General features: G+C 59.6%; 18 protein-coding genes. 3 read left to right on the plus strand and 15 right to left on the minus strand.

Going from position 1 to position 18,861, the window contains the following annotated elements; genetic code table 11:
* Positions 1 to 19 precede the first annotated feature (19 nt).
* From ACQZ5K_RS04075 to ACQZ5K_RS04090, 4 genes are all read right to left on the minus strand, one after another.
* Positions 20 to 1,105 (minus strand): ABC transporter ATP-binding protein, encoded by a 1,086-nt coding sequence (locus tag ACQZ5K_RS04075; RefSeq protein ID WP_137004575.1) that lies wholly within the window; start codon positions 1,103 to 1,105, stop codon positions 20 to 22.
* 9 nt (positions 1,106 to 1,114) lie between these two features.
* A complete protein-coding gene (locus ACQZ5K_RS04080; protein WP_137004576.1) occupies positions 1,115 to 1,951 on the minus strand; it encodes a carbohydrate ABC transporter permease in 837 nt (278 codons plus the stop codon).
* Positions 1,948 to 2,808, minus strand: a complete 861-nt coding sequence (locus ACQZ5K_RS04085; protein ID WP_448739704.1) for a carbohydrate ABC transporter permease — start codon at positions 2,806 to 2,808, stop codon at positions 1,948 to 1,950. The genes ACQZ5K_RS04080 and ACQZ5K_RS04085 overlap by 4 nt, the downstream gene beginning before the upstream one ends.
* Positions 2,809 to 3,066: 258 nt before the next feature.
* The gene (locus ACQZ5K_RS04090; protein WP_137004578.1) at positions 3,067 to 4,338 is read right to left on the minus strand and encodes an ABC transporter substrate-binding protein; all 1,272 of its coding nucleotides are present in this window, start codon (positions 4,336 to 4,338) and stop codon (positions 3,067 to 3,069) included.
* 86 nt (positions 4,339 to 4,424) lie between these two features.
* Between ACQZ5K_RS04090 and ACQZ5K_RS04095 the strand changes: the two genes are divergently transcribed.
* On the plus strand, positions 4,425 to 5,321 hold the full coding sequence (locus ACQZ5K_RS04095; protein WP_174000112.1) for a helix-turn-helix domain-containing protein: 897 nt from the start codon (positions 4,425 to 4,427) through the stop codon (positions 5,319 to 5,321).
* Here ACQZ5K_RS04095 and ACQZ5K_RS04100 read toward each other — a convergent pair.
* The gene (locus tag ACQZ5K_RS04100) at positions 5,318 to 6,163 is read right to left on the minus strand and encodes an AraC family transcriptional regulator (RefSeq protein ID WP_137004579.1); all 846 of its coding nucleotides are present in this window, start codon (positions 6,161 to 6,163) and stop codon (positions 5,318 to 5,320) included. The two genes, ACQZ5K_RS04095 and ACQZ5K_RS04100, sit on opposite strands and share 4 nt — an antisense overlap.
* Positions 6,164 to 6,287: 124 nt before the next feature.
* Here ACQZ5K_RS04100 and ACQZ5K_RS04105 point away from each other — a divergent pair, with 124 nt between their 5' ends.
* Together ACQZ5K_RS04105 and ACQZ5K_RS04110 are read left to right on the plus strand one after the other, a co-directional pair.
* On the plus strand, positions 6,288 to 7,484 hold the full coding sequence (locus tag ACQZ5K_RS04105; protein ID WP_137004580.1) for an MFS transporter: 1,197 nt from the start codon (positions 6,288 to 6,290) through the stop codon (positions 7,482 to 7,484).
* An 85-nt stretch (positions 7,485 to 7,569) separates the two neighbouring features.
* Complete coding sequence (locus ACQZ5K_RS04110) at positions 7,570 to 8,466, plus strand: LysR substrate-binding domain-containing protein (protein WP_137004581.1); 897 nt, start codon at positions 7,570 to 7,572, stop codon at positions 8,464 to 8,466.
* Positions 8,467 to 8,490: 24 nt separating this feature from the next.
* Here the strand turns inward: ACQZ5K_RS04110 and ACQZ5K_RS04115 are convergent, their stop codons facing one another.
* The 10 genes from ACQZ5K_RS04115 to ACQZ5K_RS04160 all read right to left on the minus strand — a co-directional run bounded on the left by ACQZ5K_RS04115 (position 8,491) and on the right by ACQZ5K_RS04160 (position 18,663).
* Positions 8,491 to 9,771 carry a TRAP transporter large permease gene (locus tag ACQZ5K_RS04115; RefSeq protein ID WP_137004582.1) on the minus strand — a complete coding sequence of 427 codons (1,281 nt, stop codon included), beginning with the start codon at positions 9,769 to 9,771 and terminating at the stop codon, positions 8,491 to 8,493.
* On the minus strand, positions 9,768 to 10,316 hold the full coding sequence (locus tag ACQZ5K_RS04120; RefSeq protein WP_448739705.1) for a TRAP transporter small permease: 549 nt from the start codon (positions 10,314 to 10,316) through the stop codon (positions 9,768 to 9,770). Before ACQZ5K_RS04120 ends, ACQZ5K_RS04115 begins: the two co-directional genes overlap by 4 nt.
* 55 nt (positions 10,317 to 10,371) lie before the next feature.
* Complete coding sequence (locus ACQZ5K_RS04125; protein ID WP_137004584.1) at positions 10,372 to 11,367, minus strand: DctP family TRAP transporter solute-binding subunit; 996 nt, start codon at positions 11,365 to 11,367, stop codon at positions 10,372 to 10,374.
* Between the two features lie 22 nt (positions 11,368 to 11,389).
* Complete coding sequence (locus ACQZ5K_RS04130) at positions 11,390 to 12,292, minus strand: NAD(P)-dependent oxidoreductase (RefSeq protein WP_137004585.1); 903 nt, start codon at positions 12,290 to 12,292, stop codon at positions 11,390 to 11,392.
* 12 nt (positions 12,293 to 12,304) lie between these two features.
* Entirely contained in the window at positions 12,305 to 12,607 is a 303-nt protein-coding gene (locus tag ACQZ5K_RS04135; protein WP_137004586.1) for a putative quinol monooxygenase, read from the minus strand.
* A gap of 17 nt (positions 12,608 to 12,624) precedes the next feature.
* On the minus strand, positions 12,625 to 13,983 hold the full coding sequence (locus ACQZ5K_RS04140; protein ID WP_175422109.1) for an NAD(P)H-dependent oxidoreductase: 1,359 nt from the start codon (positions 13,981 to 13,983) through the stop codon (positions 12,625 to 12,627).
* Between the two features lie 262 nt (positions 13,984 to 14,245).
* Positions 14,246 to 15,259 carry a LacI family DNA-binding transcriptional regulator gene (locus ACQZ5K_RS04145; RefSeq protein ID WP_048902871.1) on the minus strand — a complete coding sequence of 338 codons (1,014 nt, stop codon included), beginning with the start codon at positions 15,257 to 15,259 and terminating at the stop codon, positions 14,246 to 14,248.
* A 114-nt stretch (positions 15,260 to 15,373) separates the two neighbouring features.
* Positions 15,374 to 16,384 (minus strand): D-altritol 5-dehydrogenase, encoded by a 1,011-nt coding sequence (locus ACQZ5K_RS04150; protein WP_137004588.1) that lies wholly within the window; start codon positions 16,382 to 16,384, stop codon positions 15,374 to 15,376.
* Between the two features lie 16 nt (positions 16,385 to 16,400).
* Positions 16,401 to 17,171, minus strand: a complete 771-nt coding sequence (locus tag ACQZ5K_RS04155) for a galactitol 2-dehydrogenase (protein WP_137004589.1) — start codon at positions 17,169 to 17,171, stop codon at positions 16,401 to 16,403.
* A gap of 178 nt (positions 17,172 to 17,349) precedes the next feature.
* Positions 17,350 to 18,663 (minus strand): ABC transporter substrate-binding protein, encoded by a 1,314-nt coding sequence (locus ACQZ5K_RS04160; protein WP_448739706.1) that lies wholly within the window; start codon positions 18,661 to 18,663, stop codon positions 17,350 to 17,352.
* Between the last annotated feature and the right edge of the window lie 198 nt (positions 18,664 to 18,861).

An 18,861-nucleotide genomic window follows, 5' to 3' on the forward strand; every position in this document is an offset into this window, starting at 1 on the left:
TCGGTGCTTGGGAAAGGGGTCAGCGCAGGCGGTCGCCCTTGCTGTCGAAAAGGAAAGCCCTGCGGGCGGAAAGGCCGACCGTCAGCCGGTCACGATTGCCGACATCGCGCGATTCCGGCCGCTCGATGATCAACTGCTCGCCGCCTTCGGTTCGGGCATAGACATAGCTGGTATTGCCGAGATGTTCGGCGACATCGACATGCACGGTGAGATCGGCATCGCCCCCGCCCGCATCGGCAAAATGCTCCGGCCGGATGCCAAGCGAGACCTTAGCGCCCTCGTCGATGCGTTCCTTTATCGGCAAGGTCAATCGCACCGCTGGATCGCTGTCGAGAGCGAGCGTGACGCTGTCGGCGCCGCTGCCGATGATGGTGGCGTCGAGAAAATTCATCTTCGGCGAACCGACGAAACCGGCGACGAAGCGGTTGGCGGGATCGTCGTAGAGATCGAGCGGCGCGCCGACCTGCTCGATATTGCCCGCCCGCAGCACCACGATCTTGTCCGCCAGCGTCATCGCCTCGGTCTGGTCATGCGTCACATAGATCATCGTGGTGCCGAGCTGCTTGTGCAGGCGCGAGATTTCCACGCGCATCTGAACCCGCAATTCCGCATCGAGGTTGGACAATGGCTCATCGAACAAAAACACCTGCGGTTCGCGCACGATGGCGCGGCCGATGGCGACGCGCTGGCGCTGGCCGCCGGAAAGCTGCTTCGGCCGGCGCTCCATCAACTCGTTGATCTGCAGGATTTCGGCGGCGCGGTTGACCCGCTTTTGCGTATCGGACTTCGGGTTGCCGTTCATTCTGAGACCGAAAGAGAGGTTTTCGGCAACCGTCATATGCGGATAAAGCGCATAGGACTGGAACACCATGGCAATGCCGCGATCTGCCGGGTCGGCATCACTCACCGTCCTGCCGCCGATCACGATATCGCCGCCGGAAATATCTTCCAGCCCGGCGATCATTCTGAGAAGCGTGGATTTGCCGCAGCCGGACGGGCCGACGAAAACGACGAACTCCCCGTCCTTTACCTCGAGATTTGCGCCATGGATCACTTCCAGCGCGCCGTAACGCTTGACCACGTTGTTGAGCGAAAGTTCCGCCATGCGGCCCCCTTACTTGACTGCCCCGGCGGAAATGCCGGCAATGAAGTGGCGCTGCAAAGCCACGAAAACCACGAGAATGGGTGCGGTGAGCAGCACCGCGCCGGCCATGATGCCGCCCCATGACACTTTGGTCAGCCCGATGAGGGTGCCAAGCGCCACGGGTGCGGTCATCATTCCTGGGCGGGAATTGATGAGAAGCGGCCAGAGGTAATTGTTCCACGAGGCCAGAAACAGAATGATCGACAGCGCCGCCATGGTGGGCCGCGCGAGCGGCAAAGCGATGCGCAGGAAGATCTGCCATTCCTTCACGCCTTCCACCCGTGCCGCATCGAAAAGCTCAGTCGGCATCATCGAGAAGGATTGCCGCATGAACAGGACGCCGAGCGAGTTGAAGAGCGGCGGCACGATCAGCGCCACCCAGGTGTTGGCAAGCTTGAATTCCCGCGCCACCATGATGAATTGCGGAATGACGACAACGGCGAAAGGCAAAGTGATGGTGCCGAGAATGATGGCGATCACCACCCCGCGTCCGGCAAAACGGTAACGCGCCAGCGCCCAGCCGGCCATCGACGTCAGGAACACCGAAAGCACGGTGTAAATGACGGCGACGGTGATCGAGATGAACATGGCCCTGAGGAAGTTGGTATCCGCCTGAAGGTTCTCAAAATTCTCGATGAAGTTGGTGGAGGGCGCCAGCACGATATCCGGGCTGAAAATGCCGTAATCCGGCATGGTCGAAAACACGAACATCATCCACAGCGGAAACAGCCAGATGATGGCAAGCGGCGTCAGCGCCGCATGCAGCGCGATCTTCTGCCAGAAAAGCGATCTCGATTTCGATCTCATTTCGGCTCCCTCCCGACCCAGAGATTAAGCAGCGAAATGGCGATGGCGAGCGCCGCCATGGTGTAGGCAATGGCCGAGGCGTAACCAAAATTGAGCGAGGTGAAGCCCTGTCGGTAAAGGAGCAGCCCCAGCGTCTCCGTGCCGCCGCCCGGCCCGCCCCTGTTGGTGATGAGGAAGGGTTCGGCAAACATCTGCATGGTGCCGATGACCGAGAGCACGACGCAGAACAGGATGATGGGTTTAAGCAACGGCAGGGTGATATAAAAGAACTGCTGGCGCTTGCTCACCTTGTCCAGCGTCGCCGCCTCATAGACATCGCCGGGGATCGATTGCAGCCCGGCCAGAATGATGATGGCGTTATATCCCGCCCAGCGCCAGGTAACCGCGATGATAACCAGCGCCATGGCCGCAGTGGCATTGTCGAACCATGAGACGGGCGAAAGTCCGACTGAGGTGATGAGCTTGTTGATGATGCCGAAATCGGCGCTGAACATCAGCCGGAACACCGCCGCATAGGCCACCTCGCCAACGACGACAGGCGCGAAAAAGGCAAAGCGGTAAAGGGGCCGCGCCTTCAGGAGCGGCGAGTTCAGCAGCACCGCCATGACGGTGGCGAGCGCGATCATCACGGGCACCTGAATGACCAGAATGATCAGCGTATTATAGAGCGCATTATAAAAGGCCGGATCGGAAACGAGCCGCCCCCAGTTCATGGAAGGCGCAAACCGCCATGGGTTGATGCGGGTATTCTGGAACGACAGCATGAACGAGCTGATGATCGGCCAGACCCAGAAGGTGGCGAAAATCAGGAGATAGGGCGCAAGGAACGCATAAGCGATCCTGTTCCTTGACGGCATGACGACCTCCATATGCCGGACGATGGCCGGATAAATGGAAAAGCTTCAGAAAGGCCTGCCCCGTTTTCCAGGGAAAACGCCATCGCAAAACGGTGCGGCATATTTCTTCTCCCCAAGGGGGAGAAGGTGGCCCGAAGGGTCGGATGAGGGGGCTGGCTCACCGAATATCGCTACCCTCGCCCCCTCATCCCGCTGAGGCGGACTTCTCCCCCTCGGGGAGAAGATGCTCGTGGCAACCGCTCGGTCCTAACCGCCGGCTTACTGCGCGACGGCCAGCCCCGTGGCCGTCTCGATCTGCTTGGCCGCATCATCGAGCGCGGCTTTCGCACTGGGATATCCGCCCGCAAAATATTTCGTCTGCGTCGCCTTGTAGATCGCATCGGCATCCGACTGGAACGCCGTGCCACGGCTGGGCACGATCTTCGGCAGGGTGGCCAGAATATCGGTCCACACCGCCTGCCCGCCCCAATAGGGCTGCTTTTCCTTGACGAAAGGATCGTCGATGGCGGACAGCAGCGAGGGAACGAGGCCGAAGGATTTCAGCATCGTCACCTGTCCTTCATTGGTGGTGAGCGCGTAATCGATATATTTCCACGCCGCCTCCTTGTGTTCGGATGTCGAGCTGATCGCCAGCGACGAACCACCGAGATTGGCGGCATGCGGACCATCCGCCGTCAGGCTCGGCATCAGATAGACGCCCCATTTGCCGGAAAGATCAGGAGAGCCGGAACGAACCGTACCTTCATACCAGGCGCCATACATCTGGCTGGCGGCCTTGCCGGCGGTATTGGCCTGGATTTTCTCATCCCAGATCGCCGCCGTGATGATGCCGGCGTCTTTCATTTCCTTGACCTTTTCAAGGGTCGCGACACAGGCGGGCTGGTTGATGGTGATGTTCTGACCATCGGTCGAAAAGTAACCGCATCCCTGCTCATTGGCGATCATGCGAAACCATTCGCTATCGCCATTGAAATCGGCCTGCGCCATGACGGTGCCGGGATTGGCGGCCATGACCTTCTTGCCGGCGGCGATGAAATCATCCCAGCTTTTGATGGTGGCCGGATCGACGCCTGCCTTCTCATAGAAGTCGCGGCGATAAAATACCGCCACCGGACCGGAATCCCACGGAACCGCATAGGCGACGCCGTCAACCTCCAGTTCCGTGCGCTTGAAGTCCGGGAAAAGCGCCTGTTTCTCAGGCGTATAGCCAAGCTCGGTCAGATTGGCGAAACAATCGGGAAAACGGCTCCAGAACAGTTCCGCTTCGAAATTCTCGATGGTGACGATATCAGGAAGACCATCGCCCCCCGCTGCGCAGGCAGCCAGCGTCTTGTCAAAAACCTGATTGTTTCCAAGGTCTTCAACGACGATCTTGATATCCGGATTCTGCTTATTGAAACCTTCGACCGTGGATTTCAGCGCGGAAGCCGCGACATTCCAGCTCCAGATGGTGACGGTTTCTGTTTGCGCGAAAGCCGGAGCTGCGAGAAGCAGCATGGCCGTAGACGCGCCAAGAAATTTCAAGCACATTGAAAACCTCCCTTTTTCAATTGCCGTTCTTCAGCGAACATGGGCACATTAGCGGCGGCAGGAAATCTGTCTCGTAAAAAGGGAACATCGATTTGGCGGAAAGTAAGATTGCCGAAAGAGCTTTCTACCAGCCGGGTGCGAGCAGCATCGAAGGCATGCCGACAACGCTTCAGCTTTTTCACAATCACCCGCCCATCATGCTCAGGCCCCACTGGCACGCACAGGTGGAGGTGAATTACGTCATGTCGGGATCGGTGCATTACCGCATGGGCGACCATGACCTGACGCTCAACGCCGGCCAGATGTGCATCTTCTGGGGCGGCCAGCCGCACCAGATGGACCACTCCTCCGACGATTCTTTTTATGCGGGCGCACATCTGCCGCTGGTGCACTTTTTCCGCATGCGCCTGCCGGCCGCCGTCTCCAGCCAGTTGATGGGCGGCGCGACGATGGTGAGTGCCGAGACGGACAGGGCGGATGCGGAAAATTTCGGCCGCTGGTTCCGCTACGTCACTTCGGGCGATCCGGCAAAAGCCCAGCACGCGGTGGAGGAACTGCTGCTGCGGGTCGAGCGGATGTTTCTGGAGCCTTACTCCGTCATATCCTCGGCTCTCGATGGAAAACGCAGACAGGATGACGAGGGCATGGCGCCCTCCATCGGCGTGGTGCGCATGTGCGATTTCATCGCCGCCAATTTTCTCGACGATATCGACGCGACGGAAATTGCCCGTGCCGCATCGCTGCATCCGAAATATGCGATGAACCTGTTCCGCAAATCCACCGGCATGACGCTGATCAAATATCTGACCCTGCTCCGGCTCTCCCGCGCGCAGGCCATGCTGATGACCGGCAAGGACAATATTCTGCAAATCGCCATGGAAAGCGGGTTCGGCTCCGTCAGCGCCTTCAACAAGGCGTTTCGCCAAATCGCAGGCATGTCGCCTTCCGATTTCCGCCGCGACATGCGGGCGACGGCGGCTTAGTCTTCATTATCGGCGAAAGCAGCGCTGCGCTGCCGCGCCGCCTGACGATAGGCCCTTGGTGAACTGCCCAGCATTCGCCGGAACATGGTGGTGAAAGCCGGGATGTTTTCATAACCGGCATCCAGCGCCACATTCGTCACCGCCTCGCCGGCTGCCAGCCTCGGCAGGGAGGCGAAGATGCAGGCCTGCTGACGCCATGTGGCAAAGCTCACCCCCAGTTCCTTGCGAAACAGACGCGTGAAGGACCGGCGGCTGATGCCCATGGCCGCCGCCCAGTCGTCGATCTCCACCCTCGCCACGGGCCTGTTGAGGAAATCCCGGCAAAGCGCTGCCAGCCGCTGATTGTCCGGAAATGGCAAACCCAAAGGGCGTTCCGGCAGGCGGTTCACTTCATCCAGCAAAAGTGCGCGCACGAGACCCTGCCGGTGAAAAGCAGCTGGCTGATGTTCCTCGGCCAGCAATTCGGAAATCAGGCTCGAGGCGAGATCTGTTATTTCCACGACCCTTGGAGACGTTGCCTGGAAGAGATCGGGATGAACATAGATGGAATGCATCTCGACATTGGAGATGACTTCGGCCTCATGTTGCAGACCGGCGGGAATGAGCAGCCCGTGACCCGGCGGTATCATCCAGCGCCCATCCGCTGTGCTGACCAGCACCACACCCCGGCGCGCGCACCATATCTGCACGCGACTATGGTTATGGGGCGGTGTGCGATGCCCCGACGGATAGATGCGATGGAGCGCCAGCACCGGCTCATTGGTGCCGTCGATCAATTTCAGGCTGCGCTCATGCTCCTCGAGCGTCACACCGACTGTCTGTCGCGATTTGATTTTTGCCATTTGGCCCACTCACAAAGAAACTCGTCCAGAACACAAATGCAGGCCAGACACAATATGAATAAAAGCGGGAGCAAATAAAGACATGTTTCCCGTTTCGTCGGCGGGGATCTGGAGAGGATAATTCATGGCCACCGTCACCAGCACCGGGTTCAACCCGCAACGCACGGCGTTTTCAATCATCGCAGCCGCGAGCTTTTGCCACATGCTGAACGACATCATGCAATCGCTGCTGACGTCGCTTTACCCGTTGCTGAAAGCCAATTACGCGCTCGATTTCGTACAGATCGGACTGCTTACCTTCGCCTTTCAGGTCACGGCATCGCTGCTGCAGCCGGTCGTCGGCATGGTGACAGACCGTTGGCCCATGCCGTTTTCCCTGCCCGTCGCCATGCTGTCCACCTGCGCCGGCCTCATCACGCTCGCCTTTGCCCATAGTTTCGAGGTTCTGGTGATCGGCGCGTGCCTCATCGGCATCGGTTCGGCGATCTTCCATCCGGAAGCCTCGCGCGTTGCGCGTCTCGCATCCGGCGGCCGTCATGGTCTGGCGCAGTCCTTCTTCCAAGTGGGCGGCAATACCGGCACCGCCATCGGCCCGCTGCTCGCCGCCTTCATCGTCATCCCGCTCGGTCAGACGAGCCTCAGCTGGTTCTCGCTGATCGCGCTCGTCGGTTTTGGCGTGCTTTCCTGGGTTGGCGTCTGGTACACCCGCCACCGCCGCGCAACAGTCGGCAAGGCCCCGGCCAGCCGCACGCTTCCCCTTGCCCGCGGCACGGTGATCATGACGCTTCTGGTGCTGGTGGTTCTGACCGCCACCAAAAATGCCTATCTCGCCAGCCTGTCCAGCTACTTCACCTTCTACACCATCGACAAGTTCGGTCTTGGTGTTCAGGACGCGCAGGTTCTGCTGTTCCTCTTCCTCGGCGCTTCGGCACTGGGCGTGTTCTTTGGTGGCCCGATCGGCGACCGTTTCGGCTCACGCGTCGTCATCTGGTTCTCGATCCTCGGCGTCATTCCCTTCGCCCTACTGCTGCCCTATGCGAACCTGTTCTGGACGGCCATTCTCGTCGTCGTCATCGGCTTCGTGTTCTCCTCCGCTTTCTCGGCCATCGTCGTGTTCGCGCAGGAACTGGTGCCGGGCCGCGTCGGCCTCATCGCCGGCATGTTCTTCGGTTTCGCCTTCGGTTTCGGCGGCATCGGCGCTGCGGTTCTGGGTGTTTATGCGGATAAGGAAGGCATCGAATTCGTCTACCGCATCTGCTCCTACATGCCGCTGCTCGGCCTGCTCACGGTGTTCCTGCCGAAACTGCCGAGCCACCGCTAAAAGCCTCGCGTTCAACGCTTTTCAACACGGCGGTCACCTGTGATACTCAGGTGACCGCCGTATTCCGTTGAGCAAAGCCCCACCCATGCAAATCCCGATAAAATCGATCCTCGTTTTCCACGCCGCAGCAAGGGCGGGCAGCATTTCGCGGGCGGCGGAAGAGTTGAGCGTGACACCTTCGGCCGTTTCCCAGCAGATCCAGTTGCTGGAAGGCCAGCTCGGCACGACCCTGATGGCACGGACCGGCCGCAAGGTGACATTGACGGAAGCGGGCGAGCGCTATTTCTCGATGATCACCGCCCAGATCGAACAGATATCGGACGCCACCGACAGTATTCGCGGCTTCCGCTCTGTCACCACGCTGACGATCCGGGCGACGCCGACCATCTCCAACAAATGGCTGCTGCCGCGTCTCGGCTCGTTTCTGGAGGAGTATCCTGAACTGGAAGTGCGCCTTGACGGCACCAACGAGCCGACCGATTTTTCACAGGAACTCATCGATATAGAGCTGCGCCATGGCGATGGGCGATGGCCGGGCCTCTTCGTGGAAGGGCTGGTGGAGGAGGAATTCCTGCCGGTCTGTTCGCCGAATTATCAGGGTGCCGGTAAATTTCTGCCCGAGGAACTGCAGAACCAGCGGCTGATCCATTCGGTCAAGGCGCAGGCGCAATGGAACCACTGGTTCCCGCTGGCCGGCGTGACAGCCGAAAAGCGCTGGCGGCGGGTCCTGTTCGACCGTAGCCACATGGCCATCGATGCCGCCGTTCTCGGCATCGGCGTGGCGCTGGAAAGCACATTGATGATGGAGCGGGAGCTGCAGGACAATATGCTGGTGCCGGCCGTGACGGACGCGCCGCGCATAAAGCTCGTCACCCAATGGATCGTTTGCCCGCATTCCCATCTGCGGCAGAGAAAAGTCATGCTGTTTCTGGAGTGGATGCGAAAACAACGCGACGAGTGGCAAGCCCGCCGCGTTGTCTGAGGTTTCAGGCAATCCGTTTTCGCGTCAATAAAGCCCCATCAGCCTGATTGGCGCCAATGTGAGATCCGGGAACAACACCAGAGCGAAAATCGCAGCGACAAGGATGGACATAGGCGCAAGCGATCCCTTGATCACATCCTCGATCGACATTTTCGCCACCTGCGCCACCGCAAACAGGCATACACCGACCGGCGGCGTCACAAGCCCGAGCGTCAGGGTGATGACCATGACGATCAGGAAATGGATCGGATCGACCCCAAGCGACACGGCCGGCGGCAGAAGCACCGGAATGAGAATGAACATCGCCGCAATCGCGTCCATGAACATGCCGACGACGATAAGGAACAGGAATATCAGCACCATCGCCATGGTCGGCCCCGTGCTGATATGGCCGAGGAAGACCGCCACCTGCGCCGGCAGGCCGTCAAAGGTGAAAACCCATGCCGCCAGTTTCGCCGTTGCTGCGATGAAAAGGATCGAGCCGGAGGTCCGCGCCGTTTCCATGAATATTCCGAGCAACGCCGAAAACGGGATCGTGCGGTAAAGTATGACGGCCAGAACCAGCGTGTAGACAACGGCGATGCTGGCCGCTTCCGTCGGCGTAAAATAACCGTCGACAATACCGATCAGCAGGATCACCGGTGTCAGCATCGGCAGGATGGCCGCAACGCCGGTCGTCACCACGCGCCGGACATTGAAAGGTGTGGGCGGATTGAACCCGTTACGCACCGCATAGATGTGATTGTACACCATGAAGACGAAGGCGAGGAACAATCCCGGCACCAGCCCGGCCACGAGCAGGGTTCCGATGGAGGCGTTGGCGACCGATCCGGCGATGACGATGAGGATCGACGGCGGGATAATCGAGGAAAGCGTTGAGGTGCAGAGCGTCAGTCCTACGGCATAACCCTTGGGAAAACCGTGACGCTCCATGGCCTTGATCTCGATGGCGCCGATCGAGGCGATATCGGCAACGGACGAACCGGAAACACCGCCGAAAATCACCGACGAGGCGACATTGACATGACCGAGACCGCCGGGAAGCCAGCCGACAATTGCCTCGGCAAAGTCAAACAGCCGTTCGGCGACCTTGCCCCGTTCCATGAGGACACCGACCAGAATGAAAAGCGGCACCGCGACCAGAAGGAAGGAGTTCATGCCCGAAAACATGGTCTGCGCCAGAAGGTCCATCGGCATCGACGTATAAAGCGCAATGGAGGCGAGGCTGGCCAGACCAAGTGAGACGGCGAGCGGAACCCCGAAGGCGCTCATGAGAAGGAAAAGTCCAAGCAGCGTCAGGCTCATGGCCGTTTCTCCATATTTCCAACGACCAGATCGGCATCCGTGAGAGGCTGCAGGCCTTCCGGCAGTTCGATGCGGTCGCGATGTTGACGCAGGGATTCCACGATGGCGGCAATGCCGAGAGCCGCGCTGAGCGGAATGATGGCGCCGATCATCCACATGGGCGTGGCAAGCGTCGCGGCGGCTTCATTCATGACATATTGCTGGCGCACCAGCGTCCAACCCGTCCAGATCATCAGGCCGAAAAAGACGACCGATGACAGGACGTAGATGGGCAGCGCGAGGCGCCGTACGAAGGCTGGCATCAGCGCGATGAACACCGTTACCCGCGCCATGTCGGCGGTGCGGAAGCTGCCCACCACCCCCAGAAATACCATCCATATGAAAAGATACCGTGTCGCTTCCTCGGTCCAGGAAACCGGAGTTCCCCACATGCGGGTCGACACCTGCAAAAGCACGACGGCCAGAACCCCGATAGCGGCCAGACCGGCCAGCACGTCGGTCGCCAATCTGATGACCCTGCCGAAAAATGATGACGTTTCATCCATAAAACTGTCCTCCCGTCCGGACCGGCCCCACACCGGCCCGGCAGATATCAATGCCTTATTTCTTGCCGACGGCGGCAATCGTCTTGTCGAAGAAGGTCTGATCCTTCACCAGCCCGGCAAAGACGGGATAAAGCCCCTTCGACACATCCACAAACGCCTTCTGCTGCTCGGGCGTCAGGCGATTGACCTCCATTCCGTGTTTCTGCAATTCGGCGATCGTCACTTCCGCGCTCGCGGCATCGTTCTGCACTTTCCACACTTCGGCTTCCTTTGCCGCCTCCTCGACGGCCGTCTTATGCGCATCGCTCAGGCCGTTGAACTTGGCCGGGCTGATGCCCAGAACCCAGCCGTCACCCATATGATTGGTGATCGAGACGTATTTCTGAACCTCGTAGAATTTCGCCGACAATGGGACGTTGATGGGGTTTTCCTGTCCGTCGACGACCTTCAGCTGCAGGGCATTATAAACCTCGGCAAAGGCGAGCGGCGTCGGTGCCGCTCCCATTTTCTTGAAGAATTCCACCCAGAGCGGATTGTTGGGAACGCGGAACTTCAAACCGCGCAGATCATCCGGCGAGATTATTGGGCGCTTGGAATTGGTCATCTGGCGGAAGGGGCGCGGCCAGAGGTCGACCGCCTTGATGCCGATCTTTTCCAGCCCGGCACTCAGTTCCTTGCCCTGCTCTCCTTCCAGATAGGTGCGAAGCTGTTCTTCATCGTCAAAAAGATAGGGAATGGAGATCGCCGAAAAACGCGGATCGAAATTCGCGTAAAGCGATGTCGCCAGAAGCAGCATGTCGAGCGATCCGCCAGCCAGCTGTTTGACGGCGCCCGACGGATCGCCGCCATAAAGCGAGCCGTTCGGGAAAACCTTGACTGTAACTTCGCCATTCGTTTTTGCCGACACCAGCTCCGCGAACTTGTTAGCGGCCAACGTAATTTCGGAATTATCCGGATCCGGCGTCGAAAGCGTCAGCGTTTCGGCCTGCGCGATGGATGCGACCAGCATGGTGGCGGCGAGAGCCAGCCCGTAAAGTTTCGAAATTTTCATGTGTTCCTCCCTTTGTTGTATCTCAAACAGTTTCGAGCGTTCCTCCGAACGCATTCATGCGCTTAATCTCAAGGATCACACCGCTGTGATCAAGCTCGCCCGCGCCATGCTCGATCATGGAGCGGAACAGCCGGTCAACCTCCTCGCCGACCGGTAGTCTGAGGCCCCGGCTTCTGGCGAAGGCCAGCGCCGTGGACGTATCCTTCACCTGATATTTCGCCGGCCCGCCGGGACGGAAATCGCCTTCCACCATGCGTTTCCCGTGCTGGCGGAAGACGGTGGAATCGGCAAAGCCGCCAAGCAGCGCGTGGCGCACCTGCGCCGGGTCCGCTCCCCCCTCTTCCACAAGGGTCAGAGCTTCGGCGACGGCGCAGATTGTCGAGGCGACGATCAGCTGGTTGGCAAGCTTGGCCAATGAGCCGCAGCCCACCGGCCCGACATGGGTGACGCGGCCGAGGCAATTGAGGAGCGGCCGCAGCGCATCCACATCTTGCTGTTCGCCGCCGGCCATGATGGCGAGCGTTCCTTCGATCGCTCCCTTTTCACCGCCGGAAACCGGTGCGTCGACATAAGCGACACCATAAGCCTTGGCCACCTCCGCCTGTTCCCGTGCACTGTCGACCGGGATGGAACTCATCACCAGCAGAATAGCACCGGGCTTCATGTTGGAAACGACACCCGAGGCACCGAGCAGAACCTCGTCGCAGACCGGCCCGGAACTCAGCATGCAGATGACGACATCGGCTTCGGCCACAGCTTCGGCAGCCGTGGCCGCCGGCTGCACACCTTTTGCCGCCAGAACCGCAGCTTTTTCAGCGCTGCGGTTCCAGGCCTTGACGGAAAACCCGGCCTCCGCCAGACGCCCCGCCATGGGGGCGCCCATGATACCCGTTCCGATAACGGCGATCCGGCGAATGTCAGCCATTGTTTCCATCCTTCAGAGCCATTGCCGCTTCAGGAAACGCACCGGCAGTTCTTCTTCGATAAGGGCGGGAAATGCTTCCCGAAACCGGTCGAGATGCGGTGTTTTCAGATGGTCGTCGAAAGCCTGTCTGTCGTCATAGACCTCGTAGAACACCACGTTGTTTCCGGTTTCCGGCCGCACCACATCGAATTGCCGGCAGCCCGGTTCATCCTGAACCGAGTGTCTGGCGTCATCGCGCGCCGCATCGAGAAAGGCGTCCATCGCGTCGGGCTTCACCCGGAATTCTGCGATCACCACGAAAGCTCCCTTCGACATGTCCTCTCTCCCGTCCATTACGCCGCGGCGTCCTTTTGCGGACGGAACTGGTTTTCCATGTCCTGGCGCAGCTTCACCACATCGAGGTCATTCACCAGTTCCACATCGTCGAAGCTGACGATCTGGTCCTTCTTGATGGCACGCTTCAGCTTGACATTATGGGCAAGGCCGATCGGCAGCGCCTTCATATCGAGGCTGCGGGTGGCCGGAATGGCATTAGCCCAGACCGCGTATCCGCCCTCGCCGTCCAGCATCTCGCCGGGCTGCATATCCTTCTTCGCCGTGGCGACGGCATCGCCGCGGAACTCCTTGGAGCAACCGGTCGCTTCGTTGCGCAGCACGGCGGAAAGCACGCTGATCGAGGTTTCCAGCCCGATGATGTGGAACGGACGCCACATGGAGGCGTACCAGCCGGAGGGGTCGGTCAGCAGGCCATATTGCTTGAAGCAGGCGCGGGCATATTCATTATGCGCCTTGAAGGTGACGAAAACGCCATAGCGAATGTTGTTGAACACCTCGCGTCCATCCGGCTCCTGGCTCGCGGCAATATCGACCAGACCGGAGCGCGACATACGGCCGCCATCGGCAGCCGGGCGGAAGACGCGGGCGAGATCGTGCAGGCCGGCCGGCGGGAAGGCCAGACCGTCATCCGGGCAATCCAGTCCCGTGCCGTTGGCGACGGCCGCCATTTCGATGGCCGCCTTGGTGCCGTCGGTGAAGGAATTGTACATTTTGGGATTGAAGTCGCCCTTGGCCACTTCCTCGTCCGTCCAGCCGAAATAACCCCAGACCGTGTCCGGCGTCGAATAACGGTAGCGCGGCTCGAAATTCATGCCCTTGCCGGCGGAAACGACCTCGAAGCCGGTGGCGCGCGCCCAGTCGACCAGCTCGCAGATCAGCGCCGGCTGGTCGCCGTAAGCCATGGAATAGATCAGGCCCTTGGCCCGCGCCTTTTCAGCAAGGATCGGCCCGACCATGACGTCGGCTTCGACATTGACCATGACGACGTGCTTGTTGTGCTCGATGGCACCCAGTGCATGGCGTGCACCGGCCAGCGGATGGCCGGTCGCTTCGATCACGCATTCGATCTCGCCGCAGGCGAAAAGCTCGTTCACATCATCGGTCACATAGGTCTTGCCGCTCTTCAGCGCATCGGCGCAGCTCGTCGCGTCGTAACGCTCCTTCGGCCAGCCGACGCGATCAAACGATTCCCTTGCCTTGCCGATATTGAGGTCTGCGACGGCGACCATGTGGAAACCGGCGATGCGCTGCGCCTGCGCCAGCACCATGGAGCCGAACTTGCCGGCGCCGATGAGACCAACCCGGACAGGTTTGCCGCCGGCTGCACGCGCTGACAGAAGAGAATAGAGATTCATGTTTTGAAATCCTTCGCTGGGGAAATTGCTGGCGAGAATGTCCAGACTGCCCGGCGAAGGCCATACGATACCGAGGCAGCGAAGGTTCACCCCTCGCGGCGCTGGCCACATGACGTTTCTGCGTTCCTCCCGGATCCCGGCACGCCTTTGCGCCGGCTCTCGCGGTCGCCTCCCAAAGCAACCTTGAGACCAGAGTAGGAGCGTTCAGATATTAGTTCTATTTAGAAAATAAGATTTTTCGTTTAGTTTATCTAACAAGCCATCAGGCCGATTTGCGCAGCATCAGATCGGCGCTGAGCAGGATGCGTTCACGCATCCGCGTCGTGTCATCCGTCTCATCATCCAGCTTCTGCAGCAGAAGCTCGATCGACAGCCTGCCGATCTCGTTATAATTCTGCGCCACCGTGGTAATCGGCGGGCAGGCATAACGCGACAGCGGATGGTCGTCATGGCCGGCAACCCTGAGGTCGTAGTCGGAGCCATGGCCAACCTTGATGCCCTTCTGGAAGGCGGCGGCGATGACGCCGAAGGCGATACGGTCATTGGCGCATAAAATGGTGCGCGATGGCAAATGCCCTGCCCCATCCAGCAGCCTGCTCGCTTCATCAAAGGCGAAACGCTCGAAATCCCAGGTGACGATGCCGGGAACATCGATGACATGCGGCTCGAAGCCCAGACGCTGCATCGCTTCCTCATAGGCCGTGCGGCGTGTCGCCGCGTTGGTATTGACCTGCGGCATATCGAAGAAACAGGGCGGTTCGCCCGAACGGCAGAGATAATCCACCATCAGCCCGACACTCTGGCGGTTGTCCGTGCCGACAAAGGCCGAAGTCTCATCCAGCGGCGAATCGACGTAAACGATCGGAATGCTGGCAGCGAGTTGCTCCAGCGTGGCGCGATGGGATTTGACGCCGAGCGGCGCGATGATGGCGCCCGCCACATTCATCGACTTGAAGGTGCGGATCGCCCGGTCCTCGATTTCCGCCTTGCCATCCGACGATAGCACGAAGGCAAGGAACCCCGCCTCGTTGGCGATGAGTTCGATGCGGCTCGTCAGCGCCATGTAGAACGGATCGGTGGAGTTCGGAATGATGATGCCGATGATATTGGAACGGCGGCGGTTGAGGTTGACGGCGAAGATATTCGGCCGGAAGCCCGATTTCTTCAGCGCGTCCTCGATGGTGTCCCGCGTCTTCTTGCGGACCGAGGCCGGATCATTGAAGTATTTCGAAACAGTCGGGCGGGAAAGGCCGACGAATTCCGAAAACTCTTCCATCGTCCTGATAGATTTGGCCAAAGTGCTTGCCCCCATGAAATATTACATGTGGTACTCTATATCGACCGGCCTTCGCACGAAAAGCCGGTCAAATGGTTATCAACGGCCAAACGATCATTCGGCCGCAAACTGCACTTTCATCGTCGCCGGATCAAACGGTTTTTTCGTAAAGAACGGCAGCATTTCCGAAAGCGGCAACCGGTGCGACACCAGCCGCGCCATGACATCGCCATCCGTCTCCAGAATGGCAAGCGCCTGCGGTATGTTGCGGTTCAGCGAATGGGAGCCGACAAGCTTCAGCTGACGCCGGAAGATTTCGAAAGGCACCACCGAAATGCGGGCATCCGGCGCGCAGACGCCAAAAAACAGCGCGGTGCCGCCATCCGCAACCAGCGGGATCATCGCCTCGGCAACGGCGGCAATACCCGTCGCATCGGCCACAAAGTCAAAAGATTTTTGTTGCCGCAAGAGCGCTTCCGAGCCGGAAACCGCCACCTTGAGCCCAAGACTTTCGGCAAAGGCCAGTCTGCTTTCATTGATATCGGCCATCGTCACCGTTGCAATGCCGCGTGCTTTCAGCGACAGGGCAAGCAGCAAGCCGATGGGACCGGCGCCAAACACCAGCGCGCTTTCCGGCACCACACCACTCTCACCAATGCCAGCGCTCTGCATGCCGTTGACGACGCAGGCGAGCGGTTCGGCCAGTGCCGCGACATGATAGGGCATCGAACCAATGCCGTGCAGGTGATCCGCACGCACAACGCTGAATTCGGCAAAGCCGCCATTGTGGGAAACGCCATAGGCCTTCAGCGTGCTGCAAAGGTTGGTCAGCCCCTTCCTGCAGCTGGCGCAGGTGCCGCAGGGCAAATTGGGATCGACGGCCACCCGGTCACCGGCCCTGAAGCCTGTCACATCGGAAGCCACGGACGCAACTTCACCGGCATATTCATGGCCGGGGATGACGGGAAACGCTCCGTCACCATAACGCGCATGCAGCACGTCTATATCGGTGTGGCAAAGCCCCGAGGCCTTGACCCGCACGAGTGCGTGACCCGGCGGCAGATCGGCGACGGGGAGTTCCGCCAGCACGGCGCGTCCCTTCTCGACGAATTGAATGGCATGCATGGTCATCTCCGGCTTTTCAGCTCATCCAGTTGCCGCCATCGACATTGTATGTCTGGGCGAGAATATAATCGCTGTCGGCGGAGGCGAGGAAAACCGCCAGCCCCTTGATGTCATCAGGCGTGGCGAAACGGCCGATCGGCACGGATTTGGCCACCGCCGCCTTCTTCTCGCCGGGCTTTAAGCCTTCCCACTTGGCGAAATGCGCATCGACCACTTCCCAATGCTCGCCATCCACGACGCCGGGCGCAATGGCGTTGACATTGATGCCGTGCTTGACGAGCGCCAGCGCCGCCGACTGCGTGGCGGAAATGATCGCTGCCTTGGAGGCGCAATAAAGCGTCACCAGCGCCTCGCCGCGCCGGCCGGCCTGGCTTGCCATATTGATGATCTTGCCGCCGCGCGCGCGCTCGATCATGACATTGGAGACGGCCTTCATCATGAACAGCGGGCCCTTGAGATTGATGTCGAACACCCGCTCATAGCTCTCTTCGGTAATGCCGTTGATCGGCGCCATATCGAAGATCGCGGCATTGTTGACGAGAATATCGATGCCGCCGAATTCCTCATCCACCGCCTTCACCACCGCATCGACCTGAGCGAGGTCGGTAACATCCAGCCGCACCGCCTTTGCCGAAGGGCCGATGGCTGCGGCAGCCGCCGTGGCCCGGGCAATATCGATATCGGCGATGATGACCTTTGCGCCCTCAGCAGCGAAAGCCTGCGCAAAACCAAGGCCGATACCGCGGGCAGCGCCGGTGATCAGCGCAACCTTGTTGTTCAATCTCATGTCGATCTCCGTGATGCATGGCGGGCAGTCGATGAATTCGGCCCTGCGTTTGGTGTTAGATGCAATTTTTCCACCCCCTCATTCCTGTGCTTTTCACAGGAATGAGGGCGGCGGGTCTGTGTCCACCCATGCCGCCCGCCGCCAGAAGGCGAACGGGCGGCACGCCGGGAGGACGCGGCTACTTGATGTAGCCCGCGCGGGTCATGTCACGTTCGACCTGTTTCTGCGCGCCTTCTAGCGCCGCATCGACCGTCTGCTGGCCGGAAAGGGCTGCCGCGATCTGCTGGCCGACGACCGTACCGATCGACTGGAATTCCGGTATGGCGACGAACTGCACACCGGTATAGGGCACCGGATCCTTGGTCGGCTTGGACGGATCGGCAGACATGATCGCCTTCAGCACCGTATCCGCGAAAGGCGCGGCCTTCTTGTATTCCGGCAGCTCATAGGTGGATTTGCGCGTACCCGGCGGCACGGCCACCCAGCCTTCGCTTTCACCAACCGTTTTCACATAGGACTTCGAAGTCGCCCATTTGACGAAGGACTTGGCGGTTTCAAGCTTCTTCGTGCCGTTTGGGATTGCAAGGTTCCAGGACCACGACCAGCTCGAACCGTTCGGCGTTACCTCGACCGGAGCACGTGTAAACGCGGTCTTGTCGGCAACCTGGCTCTGCTTGGGGTCATAAACGCGGCCCGCCGCCGAGGTGGCGTCGATCCACATGGCGCAACGGCCGGATGAAAACAGCGTCTGGTTTTCGTTGAAGCCGTTGGCGGCCGCACCGGCCGGGCCGTAGGAGGTCATCAGCGCCACATAATCCGCAATCGCCTTTTTCCACGGCTCGCTCGTCAGCTGCGGTTTCCAGTCCATGTCAAACCAGCGGCCGCCATAGGTATTGATCATGGTGCCGAGGAAGGCCATGTTTTCGCCCCAGCCCGGCTTGCCGCGCAGGCATATGCCATATTGCTGTTTCGACTTGTCGGTCAGCTTGGCGGCGAAATCCTTGATCTGGGCGTAGGTCGGATTGTCAGGCATTTTTAGGCCGGCGGCGTCGAACAGATCCTTGCGGTAAAGCGTGAACGAGCTTTCGGTATAGAACGGCACGGCGTAAAGCTTGCCGTCCACCGTCAGGCCCTTTTTGATCGGGTCGAGCAGATCGGCATAGTCATAATCGTCGCCGAGATCGTCGACGGGCGCCAGCCAGCCCTGCTTGCCCCAGATCGGCGCTTCGTAACCGCCAATGGTCATGATATCGAACTGGCCGCCATTGGTGGCGATGTCGGTGGTGACGCGTTCGCGCAGAACATTCTCTTCCAGCACGATCCAGTTGATCTTGTTGCCCGTTTCCTTCTCCCAGGCGCTGGAAAGCTTCTGCATGATGATCATGTCGCCATTGTTGACGGTGGCGATGTTGATCTCTTCCGCCTGCGCCAGCCCGGCCAGAAGCCCGGCCCCAACCACAGACGACGACAGAATTCCAATGAATTTGCTCATGATACCCGCTCCTCCTTTACGGATGTCTACGCATAACAATACATGCGTAAATTTTTTATCTCGCGAAATTGCATCCATTGTCAACATCCAAAAATAAATCATCGCGCAACCGAACCGCTCGAAACCCGCATAAATCCTTGTTTATACCAGTATATTCACTTCATAATTTATTATTTTGAGATTTTCCCTTGCTGCATT

The organism is Agrobacterium sp. 22-226-1 (assembly GCF_053522345.1).

Bases quoted from the DNA above. Each gene is read 5' to 3' on its own strand.
- ACQZ5K_RS04100 (WP_137004579.1), bottom strand. From the start codon at position 6,163: ATGGCAAAAATCAAATCGCGACAGACAGTCGGTGTGACGCTCGAGGAG.
- ACQZ5K_RS04075 (WP_137004575.1), bottom strand. From the start codon at position 1,105: ATGGCGGAACTTTCGCTCAACAACGTGGTCAAGCGTTACGGCGCGCTG.
- ACQZ5K_RS04140 (WP_175422109.1), bottom strand. From the start codon at position 13,983: ATGAATCTCTATTCTCTTCTGTCAGCGCGTGCAGCCGGCGGCAAACCT.
- ACQZ5K_RS04085 (WP_448739704.1), bottom strand. From the start codon at position 2,808: ATGCCGTCAAGGAACAGGATCGCTTATGCGTTCCTTGCGCCCTATCTC.
- ACQZ5K_RS04160 (WP_448739706.1), bottom strand. From the start codon at position 18,663: ATGAGCAAATTCATTGGAATTCTGTCGTCGTCTGTGGTTGGGGCCGGG.
- ACQZ5K_RS04115 (WP_137004582.1), bottom strand. From the start codon at position 9,771: ATGAGCCTGACGCTGCTTGGACTTTTCCTTCTCATGAGCGCCTTCGGG.
- ACQZ5K_RS04105 (WP_137004580.1), top strand. From the start codon at position 6,288: ATGGCCACCGTCACCAGCACCGGGTTCAACCCGCAACGCACGGCGTTT.
- ACQZ5K_RS04090 (WP_137004578.1), bottom strand. From the start codon at position 4,338: ATGTGCTTGAAATTTCTTGGCGCGTCTACGGCCATGCTGCTTCTCGCA.
- ACQZ5K_RS04080 (WP_137004576.1), bottom strand. From the start codon at position 1,951: ATGAGATCGAAATCGAGATCGCTTTTCTGGCAGAAGATCGCGCTGCAT.
- ACQZ5K_RS04130 (WP_137004585.1), bottom strand. From the start codon at position 12,292: ATGGCTGACATTCGCCGGATCGCCGTTATCGGAACGGGTATCATGGGC.
- ACQZ5K_RS04125 (WP_137004584.1), bottom strand. From the start codon at position 11,367: ATGAAAATTTCGAAACTTTACGGGCTGGCTCTCGCCGCCACCATGCTG.
- ACQZ5K_RS04155 (WP_137004589.1), bottom strand. From the start codon at position 17,171: ATGAGATTGAACAACAAGGTTGCGCTGATCACCGGCGCTGCCCGCGGT.
- ACQZ5K_RS04135 (WP_137004586.1), bottom strand. From the start codon at position 12,607: ATGTCGAAGGGAGCTTTCGTGGTGATCGCAGAATTCCGGGTGAAGCCC.
- ACQZ5K_RS04150 (WP_137004588.1), bottom strand. From the start codon at position 16,384: ATGCATGCCATTCAATTCGTCGAGAAGGGACGCGCCGTGCTGGCGGAA.
- ACQZ5K_RS04145 (WP_048902871.1), bottom strand. From the start codon at position 15,259: ATGGAAGAGTTTTCGGAATTCGTCGGCCTTTCCCGCCCGACTGTTTCG.
- ACQZ5K_RS04120 (WP_448739705.1), bottom strand. From the start codon at position 10,316: ATGGATGAAACGTCATCATTTTTCGGCAGGGTCATCAGATTGGCGACC.
- ACQZ5K_RS04110 (WP_137004581.1), top strand. From the start codon at position 7,570: ATGCAAATCCCGATAAAATCGATCCTCGTTTTCCACGCCGCAGCAAGG.